Annotated in this window: 8 protein-coding genes; 2 read left to right on the top strand and 6 right to left on the bottom strand. The window is 67.3% G+C overall.

What is annotated here, in order from left to right; all coding sequences use genetic code 11:
• Positions 1 to 116: 116 nt before the first annotated feature.
• The 5 genes from ACVOLJ_RS10070 to gap all read right to left on the bottom strand — a co-directional run bounded on the left by ACVOLJ_RS10070 (position 117) and on the right by gap (position 7,796).
• Positions 117 to 782, bottom strand: coding sequence for an HAD hydrolase-like protein (locus ACVOLJ_RS10070; protein WP_475280165.1), 666 nt, complete (start codon positions 780 to 782; stop codon positions 117 to 119).
• Positions 782 to 1,957, bottom strand: coding sequence for a phosphoglycerate kinase (locus ACVOLJ_RS10065; protein ID WP_475280166.1), 1,176 nt, complete (start codon positions 1,955 to 1,957; stop codon positions 782 to 784). The genes ACVOLJ_RS10070 and ACVOLJ_RS10065 overlap by 1 nt, the downstream gene beginning before the upstream one ends.
• A 658-nt stretch (positions 1,958 to 2,615) precedes the next feature.
• Positions 2,616 to 3,992 (bottom strand): DUF3999 domain-containing protein, encoded by a 1,377-nt coding sequence (locus ACVOLJ_RS10060; RefSeq protein WP_481564062.1) that lies wholly within the window; start codon positions 3,990 to 3,992, stop codon positions 2,616 to 2,618.
• Positions 3,989 to 6,664 carry a DUF2339 domain-containing protein gene (locus tag ACVOLJ_RS10055; RefSeq protein ID WP_481564061.1) on the bottom strand — a complete coding sequence of 892 codons (2,676 nt, stop codon included), beginning with the start codon at positions 6,662 to 6,664 and terminating at the stop codon, positions 3,989 to 3,991. The genes ACVOLJ_RS10060 and ACVOLJ_RS10055 overlap by 4 nt, the downstream gene beginning before the upstream one ends.
• 127 nt (positions 6,665 to 6,791) lie before the next feature.
• Positions 6,792 to 7,796, bottom strand: a complete 1,005-nt coding sequence (gene gap, locus ACVOLJ_RS10050; RefSeq protein ID WP_025874252.1) for a type I glyceraldehyde-3-phosphate dehydrogenase — start codon at positions 7,794 to 7,796, stop codon at positions 6,792 to 6,794.
• A 194-nt stretch (positions 7,797 to 7,990) separates the two neighbouring features.
• Between gap and ACVOLJ_RS10045 the strand changes: the two genes are divergently transcribed.
• Positions 7,991 to 8,620, top strand: a complete 630-nt coding sequence (locus ACVOLJ_RS10045) for an OmpW/AlkL family protein (protein WP_475280169.1) — start codon at positions 7,991 to 7,993, stop codon at positions 8,618 to 8,620.
• A gap of 57 nt (positions 8,621 to 8,677) precedes the next feature.
• Here ACVOLJ_RS10045 and ACVOLJ_RS10040 read toward each other — a convergent pair whose 3' ends face one another.
• A complete protein-coding gene (locus ACVOLJ_RS10040) occupies positions 8,678 to 9,277 on the bottom strand; it encodes a GGDEF domain-containing protein (RefSeq protein WP_475280170.1) in 600 nt (199 codons plus the stop codon).
• 295 nt (positions 9,278 to 9,572) lie between these two features.
• On the opposite strand from ACVOLJ_RS10040, the gene ACVOLJ_RS10035 reads away from it, so the two are divergent.
• Entirely contained in the window at positions 9,573 to 10,391 is an 819-nt protein-coding gene (locus tag ACVOLJ_RS10035) for a S1/P1 nuclease (RefSeq protein WP_475280171.1), read from the top strand.
• Positions 10,392 to 10,397 lie beyond the last annotated feature (6 nt).

The raw sequence follows: 10,397 nt of genomic DNA, 5'->3' as shown, positions 1-10,397 counted from the left end.
CGCCGGGCATGGCCCGGCGCTACCCGCAGCGCAGCCCCGATCAACACCGGGCGAGCGGCATCACGCCATCCCGCCCGGTAGCGCCGGGCCATGCCCGGCGAGCGCAATCGTTTTCCTCAGGCCAGCAATGCCAGCAGCTGCGCCGGATCACGCGCCAACTGCCCGGCACCGGCTTCGGTCAACTCCTGCTCGCCGCCAAAGCCCCACAGCACACCGATGCTGCGCAGGCCATGGTGGCGCGCACCTTCGATGTCCATGCGACGGTCGCCGATCATCCAGCACTGTTCCGGCGCCAGCTGCAGGCGACGCAGGGCCTCGCCGACCAGCTGCGGCTTGCTGCTGCGCGACCCGTCCGGCGTCGAACCGATCACCTCGTCGAACAGATCGCCGAACGGCAGATGCTCGACGATCCGGCGGGCATGCGGCTCGTTCTTCGCAGTGACCACCGCCAGCCGATGACCGCGCGCATGCAGCGCACGCACGGCGGCCTCGATGTCCGGATAGATCGTGTGCTCGCGCCAGCCTTCCACGTCGAAACGCTCGCGGTAGAACGCCACCGCCTGCTCCACCCGCTCCGGATCGTTGAACAACGGGCCGAAGGTGGTGCGCAACGACGGACCGATCCAGCCCAGCAGGGTTTCCTGCGGCGGCACCGGATGGTCCATCTTCTGCAGCGCATAGGCGATGCAGGTGGTGATGCCCACTTCCGAATCGATCAGCGTGCCATCCATGTCGAAGAACAGCACGGAAGGCTGCGCTTCAATGCCAGGGGCTGCGGACATCACGCGCCGCGCGCCGCCAGTGCAGCCACGGCCGGCAGGGTCTTGCCTTCCAGGAATTCCAGGAATGCGCCACCACCGGTGGAGATGTAGCTGACATCCTTGGCGATGTCGAACTTGTCGACCGCCGCCAGGGTGTCGCCGCCACCGGCGATGGAGAACGCCGGCGAGCTGGCGATGGCCTTGGCCAAGGCTTCTGTGCCCTTGCTGAAGGCTTCGAATTCGAACACGCCGACCGGGCCATTCCACACCACGGTACCGGCCTTCTGGATCAGCTGCGCGTACTGGGCGGCGGTCTGCGGCCCGATGTCCAGGATCAGATCGTCCTCGGCAACGGCATCAACCGGCTTCACTTCAGCGACAGCATCGGGCAGGAACTGCTTGGCGGTGACCACGTCCACCGGCAGCGGAATGTCGGCGCCACGCGCCTTGGCATCGGCGACGATCTTCCTGGCGGTATCCAGCAGGTCCGGCTCGTACAGCGACTTGCCCACCTTGTAGCCGGCCGCAGCAATGAAGGTGTTGGCGATACCGCCACCGACAATCAGCTGATCGACCTTGCCGACCAGGTTGGCCAGCAGTTCCAGCTTGGTGCTGACCTTGCTGCCGGCGACGATGGCCAGCAGCGGCTTCGCCGGCGCGTCCAGCGCAAGCGCCAGTGCATCCAGTTCGGCCATCAGCAGCGGGCCACCGGCCGCAACCGGGGCAAAGCGGATCACACCGTGGGTGGAGGCCTGTGCGCGGTGCGCGGTACCGAAGGCATCCATCACGAACACGTCGCACAGCGCCGCATACTTCTGCGACAGCGCTTCATCGTCCTTGCCCTCGCCCACGTTCATGCGGCAGTTTTCCAGCAGCACCAGCTGGCCCGGCTGCACGTCCACGCCGTCCACCCAGTCACGCACCAGCGGAACCTCGCGGCCCAGCAGTTCGGACAGGCGCAGGGCCACCGGCGCCAGCGAATCGGCCTCGCTCCACACGCCTTCCTTCGGCCGCCCCAGGTGCGAGGTCACCATCACCGCTGCGCCCTGCTCCAGCGCGCGCTTGAGCGTCGGCAGCGAAGCGGTGATGCGCTGTTCGGAGGTGATGCGGCCATTCTCGATCGGCACGTTCAGATCCTGGCGGATCAGCACGCGCTTGCCGGAGAGGTCGAGGTCGGTCATGCGGACGATGGACATGGGCAACTCTTTGGCTCAGGAGATGGGATGCCGCACGGCGGCAGGCGGTCATTGTATCGGGTGGCGATGCCTGCGGCAGGCAGAGACCAACAGCAACAGCAACGGCCAGAGCGCTGGCGCTTCGTGGTGCTGTATGTGGGCCGGGGCAGTGTGGGATCGCGGGGGGGCGCCGTGAATCCATCCCTGGAGGCTCGGGCGCGCCTTGCTCGTGTGCGCTGTCCTGCGCACACGGCAAGACCGGGGTTGGGCGTCCTGCCCAACCCGCCCGAGGCATGCCTCGGGCCCATGGCGCCTACGCCCCCGCGAGCCCCCACCGCCCCGGCCTCGACAGGTTCATGACGCGGAGCGGATGGCTAAAGCAAAGGCAAAAGCGGTTTCTGATGTCGGTTGGAAAAAGAAGGCCGTCGAGCGAAGCGACCCGCTTCTGCTCTTGCTCTTCTTTTTCCTCTTCCGTGGGTGGAAGCAACCGGAAACTGTCAGAGGTCAGGCGGGTGGGGGGGGCCCGGGTGTTGCCCGCGAGGCTGGCCCCCCCCCACCCCCCCCGCCCCCATAAACCCGGCCCCCCCCCCCCCCCCCCCCCCCCCCCCCGGCCAAGCGCGGCTTTTCGCACTACGCGACCAACCATCCACCCACGAGGGGCTGCGCCGTTCGCTGGAAATCACGCCGAAGGCGCAGGCTTCTGCTTCAGCAGACTCAGCGCCAGCCCACCAACAACCAACACGCCCAGCCCCAACAACGCCCACAGCAACCACGCCTTCCAATCGTGCTGCGGTTTCAGCGCGGCATCGCCGGCCAGCGTCTCCGGCGCACCTTCCAGTCGCGCCAGCGTCGGCTGCCACGAGGGGTCATTGCGCTGGCGCAGCTCCTCGATCAACACCGCGATCGGTGCTTCGGCCCGGCGCGCAGTGGTGCTGCCAACGGCCAGCGCATACGGTGCAGCCCCCTGGCTGAGGAACACCATCACTTCCGGCTGGTAGCCCAGGCGCAGGGTCGGTGCACTGGTGGTCTCCACCGGGCTGGCCACCAGCTTCCAGTAACGGTCGCGGTACATGCCGCCCAGCGGCTGCGCCGCCGATTGCTGACGCTGGCCTGGTGCACCCTGCTGCAGCTGATAGGCGATCCAGGGCGCACTGCGACGCTGCCACTCGGCACTTTCATCGTCGCGGCTGAACAACGTCCACTGCACCAGGCTGTTGTCCGTGCTGGCAACATCGGCACGGGTTACCGGGAAGCGGCCGTCCAGTTCAAAGGTGAATTCCCCCTTGCCCTGCGCGGTCGGTGTCAACGACAACCATTCCCACGGCACCGTCGCCGGTGCCGGCGGCAGCTCGGCAAGCACGCTGCGTAGTTCCGGCAGAGGTGCCTCGCCCTGCGGCAGGATGCGCAGGTAGCGCACGTTGCTGTCGACCTGCAGGCGACGCTGCAGCAGGCGTTTGCCTGCCCGCTGCAGGTCCACCAGCGGCACGTCGCGGGCGATCGGCTGCCAGTGCTGCAGATCGTCACTGGCATCGAGCTGCACCTGCGCCTGCAGTGGCTGGTCGCGCTCTGCCCAGTCCAGCACCAGCGCCGCCAGCGGTTGCTGCCCCAGCACGCTGGCATCGATCAACCAACCGCCCTGCCCGTTGCTCGCGGCACCGCCTCCCAGCCGGGCCTCGACCCGCCGCACGCGGCCATCGGTATCGCGTTCGGTCAACAGCTGCAGGTCGTTGCGCTGGGCCTCGGCCAGTGGCGGCAGTGCGAACCACGGCAGCTCGCGCTGCACCGGCGGCTGCGCCAGCGGCTGGTCGGGTGCCAGCAGTGCGGACGGCAAGGCCTGGCCTGCGGCGTTGAACACCTGCAGGTCAGCCAGGTCGGCGCTGCCGGCGCGTCGATAGATGGCTGGCTCCAGCACCACCCGATAAGCACCGGACTGCGCACTGGACAGGCTCAGCGGCCATTGCTCGGCGTACTGCGCGCGATAGTCGGCCGCATGTACGACCGCCGCAGCGGCCATCCCGAACAGCAAGGGCAGTACCGCCCTGCTCCACTTCTTCATTGTGATTTCTCCACGGTAGGCGCCGCGCCCGGAGGCGCTGGCGCCAGATAGCCGACCACGGTGCACAGCAGGCCATAGGCGATGAACGATGCAATTCCCAACAGGTTGCCCAGATGCTGGCGGTCGATCAGCACCAGCTTGGCCAGTACCACCGCCATCAGCACGGCACCCACCATCCACAGCACCCGCTGGCCCCGGCGCGAACCCCACACCCAGGCGATCACGCCCAGCACGCTCCACAGCACGGTGAGGCTGGTCTGCACCAGGCTGAAGCGGACCATCGACGGCCGCCACGACACCCCACCCCAGTGGTGCACGCCATGCAGCACCGTACTGGTCAGGGCGATGAAAGCGGCCAGTGCCAACAACGGCACGCGCAGGCGCTGCAGCGACGCCGGCGCCTGTGCGCCGTACAACCAGCGCGCGATCAGCAGCAGGCTGGTCCACTGTGCCAGTTCGGCCGGATTGAGCAGCGGCAGCCAGGGCAGCGGCGTTGCATCGCCGGCCAATGTCAGGCCGGCCAACCAGGCCACTGCCACCACGGCAAAGATCACGCACTGCAGCGGCAGGCGCGCAGGATCGAAGGTCGCCCCCAACGGCCAGCGCAGCACGTTCCAGCGCCACAGCGACAATGCAGCCAGCAGCAGCCAAGGCAGGGTCACCAGCAATGCGGTCCAGCCCTGGGCCATGCGCGCATCACCGCCGCCCCACAGGGCCAGCAGCGAAAGCAGCGACGGCCACAACAGCCACCACAGGAACTGCGCGATGCGGGCAATGCCATCACCGCCCTGGCGCAGGCACAGCAGGCTGCGCACGCCCAGCACCGCAAACACCGCCCATGCCACTGCGCCATAGCCGGCAAAGGGCTGCTGGTGCGCATCGCTCTGCAGCAGGGCAAGCGGGAACGCCGTCGCCAGCATCACCAGCGCGGTGATGCCCAGCGCGCGCGCCGGTTGTCGACGCTGTGCCTCCGAAGCCAGCCAGGCGGTGACCGCCGCCAGCACCAGCACCGCGTCGGCCTGCACTGCATGCTGGAAGAAGCGGGCAATTTCATGCGACACGCCCCCCAGCCACCACAGCAGGCCCCACAGGTAGTACACCAGTGCGATCTCGTGCCGTTGCCGGCGCTGGTAGCTCCATGCCGCGGCAAATCCCGCCACCGCCAGCAGCAGTGCGCCGATCGCGGTGGGGTTGAGCAGGAAGCGCTGGTCCTGGTGCCAGTAATCGGCCCCCACCACGAACGCGAAGGCGGCACCCAGCTGCAGCAGTGCGCCGGAAACCTGCGGCAACCAGCGCTTCTGGCGCAGCCCCAGCCAGGCCAGGCCAGCACCTTCCAGCGCGAACACCGCACCGGTGGCACGTGCCGACAGGGCCAGCGGCACCGCCAGCGTGGCAAAGCCCGCCGCCAGCACCGCATGCGACTGCGCCAGCACGGTATAGGCAGTGCGTGCGATCAACGCACGTGCCAGCAGCGCGTAGATCGCCGCCAGGCCAAGCGCGCACAGCGCCAACGTCATCGGCTGTTGATGGAGCATGCCCGCCTGCAGCGAGAAGGCGACCAGCGGCGTGCCGAACACCAGGCTGCCATCGACCAGATCGCGCCGCTCTGCAGGCTGGCGACGGGCGTACAGCAGCGGAATAAGCAGGTAGAAGGCAAAGAACAGCAGCAGGAACGGCTCGGTGCTGGCGAACTTGTCCGGCGCGTACTGCAGCACGCCCCAGAACGTACCGATGCCAAAGGTGAAGGCGAAACCCAGCAGGTTCAACGCGCGCCACGGACGGAACCAGGCGATGGCGAAGATGCCGGCATTGAGCACGGCGTAGTAGCTGAACAACCCCACGTGGTTGCCGCTGCCGGTCGACAGCCACAACGGCGCCATGAACCCGGCAAGGATGCCCAGCACGGCCAATGTGCGCGAATTCTGCAGTACCGCCAGCACACACAGCCCGGCGACCAGCACGATGGAACTGGCGAAGGCGAAACCGGGACCCAGCAGCTCGAAGCGCTTGAACGCGGCAAAGATGGTCAGCAGCAGCGCGCCGATGGCGCCGCCCTGCAGCGCCAACGCGAACAGCCGCCTGCGTTCGCGCTGGTGCCAGCCGAAGGCCAGCAGGCCCAGCGCCCCGACCGTGATGCCGGCCAGCCGCAGTTCAACCGGCACCACCAGCCAACCCTGGTCGCTGACGTACTTGAGCAGCGCGGCGACACCGGCCAACAGCACCAGCATGCCGATCTTCACCGGCACGTTGCCATGGGTAAACCAATGCTTGACCGCGCCGACAGCCCGTTCGATGACGTTCGGCAGCGCGGGCTCAGCCGGCAGCGGTGGCACTACCGGCTTGGGTGGAAGTGGCGGCGGCGGTGCAGGCAACGGGCTGGCGGCAACCGGCGCTGCGACGACAGCCGCTGCCGGCGGCGCCGTGGCGGCCGCCGTCGGACGCAGCAGGGAAGACTCGCTGAGATCGGCCACGGGTGGTGCCTGCCGCGGCGGTGCCTGCGAGGCAGCGGTAACCGGCGTCGATGGCGGACGCGCCACGACTGGCGACTCGACGATGGCAGCCTCCAACGCGGCCACCCGCCGGCGCAGGCCGGAAATCATCACAAGCGCCACCACCAGCAACAGGGGAATGGCCAGCAGGACCAGTACAACCAGGGCTATCAGTGCTTCCATTGCTCGCCTTCCGATGCGATTCCGCGCCCCATTGGCTGCGGCCGACAGGCCCATGCTACGACAGCGCCTGCCCCATGAACGAAAAACCCCGGCCAGGCCGGGGTTTCTCGTGCGATCTTCGCGGGCCTTACTTGGCCGCGACGACCTTGGCCATTTCCAGGCACTTGTTGGAATAGCCCCACTCGTTGTCGTACCACGACACCAGCTTGACGAAGGTGCCGTCCAGCGCGATGCCAGCATCGGCGTCGAACACCGAGGTATGGGTTTCGCCACGGAAATCGGTGGCCACCACCTTGTCTTCGGTGTAACCGAGGATGCCCTTCAGGGCGCCTTCGCTCTGTGCCTTCACTTCGGCGCAGATCTCGGCGTAGGTGGCTTCCTTTTCCAGCTCGACGGTCAGGTCGACCACCGACACGTCCGAGGTCGGCACGCGGAAGCTCATGCCGGTCAGCTTCTTGTTCAGTTCCGGAATGACCACGCCGACGGCCTTGGCCGCACCGGTGGACGAGGGAATGATGTTTTCCAGGATGCCACGGCCACCGCGCCAGTCCTTGTTGGACGGGCCATCGACGGTCTTCTGGGTGGCGGTGGCCGCATGCACGGTGGTCATCAGGCCACGCTTGATGCCCCACTTGTCATTGATGACCTTGGCCAACGGCGCCAGGCAGTTGGTGGTGCACGAAGCGTTGGAAATGATCGCCTGGCCGGCGTAGGTCTTGTCGTTCACGCCGAACACGAACATCGGCGTGTCGTCCTTCGACGGTGCCGACAGGATCACCTTCTTCGCACCGGCATCGATGTGCTTCTGGGCGCTGACCTTGTCCAGGAACAGGCCGGTGGCTTCGAGCACGACGTCCACGCCGACTTCGTCCCACTTCAGGTTGGACGGGTCGCGTTCCTGGGTCAGGCGGATCTTCTTGCCATTGACCAGCAGGTCCTTGCCGTCGACGGCCACATCGGCCTTGAAACGGCCGTGCACGGAGTCGTACTTGAGCATGTACGCCAGGTAGTCCGGCTCCAGCAGATCGTTGATGGCCACGATTTCGATGTCGTCGCCGAAGTTCAGCACCGCCGAGCGCAGGACGTTGCGCCCGATGCGACCGAAACCGTTGATACCAACCTTGATTGCCATGTTCTCAAGCTCCTGCGGCCGCGACAGGTGCGGCGGGATGGATAGGGCCCACAAGTCTAGCAGGCCGGCCTTGACCACCGCCGGCCAGCGGCGCCGGGCCGGCGGGCGGCCAGTCAGGATTTGATCCGGATCAAAGCGTTAGCGCGGCGTGAGGCCGAGACTGGCCGCATCCACCCAGCAACGAGACCACCCCCATGCGCAAGTCCCATCCCCTTATCGTGGCCAGCCTGGCCGCCGCCCTCTCCCTGGCCGCCGCCCCGGCCATGGCCCAGTCCAAGGGCGACTGGACCATGTCGGCCGGCGTGCATCAGGTCGCTCCGAAGTCGAACAATGGCTGGCTGGCCGGTGGCACCCTGAAGGTGGACGTCGACAACGACGTCAAGCCGACCATCACCGGCGAGTACTTCATCGCCGACAACCTGGGTATCGAAGTGCTGGCCGCGCTGCCGTTCAAGCACGACATCAACATCAATGGCCTCGGCCGCGTGGGCAGCACCAAGCAGCTGCCGCCGGTGGTCACCGTGCAGTACCACTTCAACAGCAAGGGCAAGGTGTCGCCGTTCATCGGCGCGGGCGTGAACTACACCACCTTCTTCAGTGAAGACACCACCGGCGCGCTGAAGGACAGCCGCCTGAAGCTGCAGGATTCGTGGGGCCTGGCCGCACATGCCGGCGTGGACTTCGCCATCGGCGAAAAGGGCGCGCTGCGCGTGGACATGCGCTGGATCGACATCGACAGCAAGGTGAAGTTGAACGGCGAGAAGATCGGTACGGTCAACATCGATCCGCTGGTCTACGGCGCGTCCTACGTCTTCAAGTTCTAAAACAGAAACCCTCGCAGCATGTTGCCCCGGTATGTGTGTGCCGGGGCCTTTTTCTGGTCATTCGTCCGCCGCCACTTCCACCCGGTTGCGACCGCCCTCCTTCGCCCGGTACAGCGCGGCATCGGCACGCGAAAGGGCCTGCTCCAGCGTGTCGCCACCGTCGTCGTGCCAGCGCGCCACGCCGATGCTCACGCTTACCACCGGCGCTGCGTCCGAATCGGCATGGGGGATCGCCAGCGCCTGCACCTGCTGCCGCAGCTGCTCGAACGGGGCCGACTCCGGCTGGCCGGGCTGCCAGCAGCCCAGTGCGACGAACTCCTCGCCGCCGTAGCGCGCTACCACCGCATCGCTGCCGCGCAGCTGCGCGGCCAGTGTCACCGCCACCGCATGCAGCACGGTGTCGCCGGCAGGATGCCCGTGATGGTCGTTGTAGCGCTTGAAGTAGTCGATATCGATCATTGCGATGCGCAACGCGCCGGGTGCATGCGGCGTGCGCAGATAGTCCTGGAAGATCTGGTTGGCGCGGCGGTCAAAGGCACGCCGGTTGAGCAGGCCGGTCAGTCCGTCATGATTGGCCAGCGCATCAAGCTGCTGCTCGGCGCGGTAGGTGGCACGCGCCTGGCGCTCGGAGATGTAGCTGCCGACGATGCCGGCCACGTTGCTGGCCAGTGTATGTCCGGCGGCAGCCAGGCATGGTCAAGTAGCGCAAACCCCAGCGAAAAGAGCGCGGCAACGGTGCAGGCCCAGCGCATGCGCCAGACCACCTGCGCGTTGAAGGCGGTGGGAAACCCCTCCACGGCCGGATGGCCTGCCGTGATCCGCCTGTCGGTAATGGTCATCGCCGCCTCCCCGCCCGTGACCGGGCCACGGTAACGGGGCTCCCATCAAGGCGATGTGGCGAGAGGCCGCGTTGCATCAATCGCCGCGCCGGCCGCCCCGCTAGAATGTGCAGATGAAAGCACTGCACTCCCTGTTCCTTGCCGCCGCCCTCGCGCCGGCCCTGCTGACCCTGTCCGCCCCCGCCCATGCCTGGGGCGCGCAAGGCCACCGCCTGGTCGCCGAAGTGGCCGACGCCCGCCTCACCCCCGCCGCGCGTGCCGAGGTCGACCGCCTGCTGGCCACCGAGCCCGGCGCCACCCTGGCCAGCATCGCGCCCTGGGCCGACCAGCTGCGTGCCAAGGACCCCGGCCTGGGCCGTCGTTCCGCCCGCTGGCATTACGTCAACATCGCCGAGGACGGCTGCCACTACGAGGCGCCCAAGCACTGCAAGGGCGGCAACTGCATCGTCGAGGCACTGAAGGCGCAGAGTGCGATCCTGGCCGACCGCAGCCTGACCGACGGCGAACGCCTGCAGGCATTGAAGTTTGTCGTGCACCTGGTGGGCGATGTGCATCAACCGATGCATGCGGGCTATGGACACGACAAGGGCGGCAACGATTTCCAGCTGCAGTTCGGCAACCGCGGCACCAACCTGCACTCGCTGTGGGACAGCGGAATGCTCAACACCCGCAAGCTGGACGATGCCGGTTACCTGCCCGTGCTGCGTGCGCTGCCGGCGCCGAAGCTGGCGCGTCAGTCCAATCCGCAGCGTGACCCGGTCAGCTGGGCCGAAGCCAGCTGCCGCATTTCGGTGCAACCTGGCGTTTATCCCGCCTCGCGTAAGATCGGTGACGAATACACCGCGCGCTACCGGCCGCTGGCCGAGACGCAGCTGCGATTGGCGGGCGAGAACCTGGCACAGCTGCTGAACCGCGTGCTCGCTACGCGTTGAGGAGGT

The sequence above is a fragment of the Stenotrophomonas sp. STEN046 genome, assembly GCF_056759755.1.
The sequence above is the reverse complement of the archived record's forward strand: the minus strand, read 5'-3'. Positions and strand labels throughout refer to the sequence as shown.

What these genes read in the sequence shown, in the direction of transcription:
- ACVOLJ_RS10070 (WP_475280165.1), bottom strand. Translation starts at nt 782, where the DNA reads ATGTCCGCAGCCCCTGGCATTGAAGCGCAGCCTTCCGTGCTGTTCTTC.
- ACVOLJ_RS10065 (WP_475280166.1), bottom strand. Translation starts at nt 1,957, where the DNA reads ATGTCCATCGTCCGCATGACCGACCTCGACCTCTCCGGCAAGCGCGTG.
- ACVOLJ_RS10060 (WP_481564062.1), bottom strand. Translation starts at nt 3,992, where the DNA reads ATGAAGAAGTGGAGCAGGGCGGTACTGCCCTTGCTGTTCGGGATGGCC.
- ACVOLJ_RS10055 (WP_481564061.1), bottom strand. Translation starts at nt 6,664, where the DNA reads ATGGAAGCACTGATAGCCCTGGTTGTACTGGTCCTGCTGGCCATTCCC.
- gap (WP_025874252.1), bottom strand. Translation starts at nt 7,796, where the DNA reads ATGGCAATCAAGGTTGGTATCAACGGTTTCGGTCGCATCGGGCGCAAC.
- ACVOLJ_RS10045 (WP_475280169.1), top strand. Translation starts at nt 7,991, where the DNA reads ATGCGCAAGTCCCATCCCCTTATCGTGGCCAGCCTGGCCGCCGCCCTC.
- ACVOLJ_RS10035 (WP_475280171.1), top strand. Translation starts at nt 9,573, where the DNA reads ATGAAAGCACTGCACTCCCTGTTCCTTGCCGCCGCCCTCGCGCCGGCC.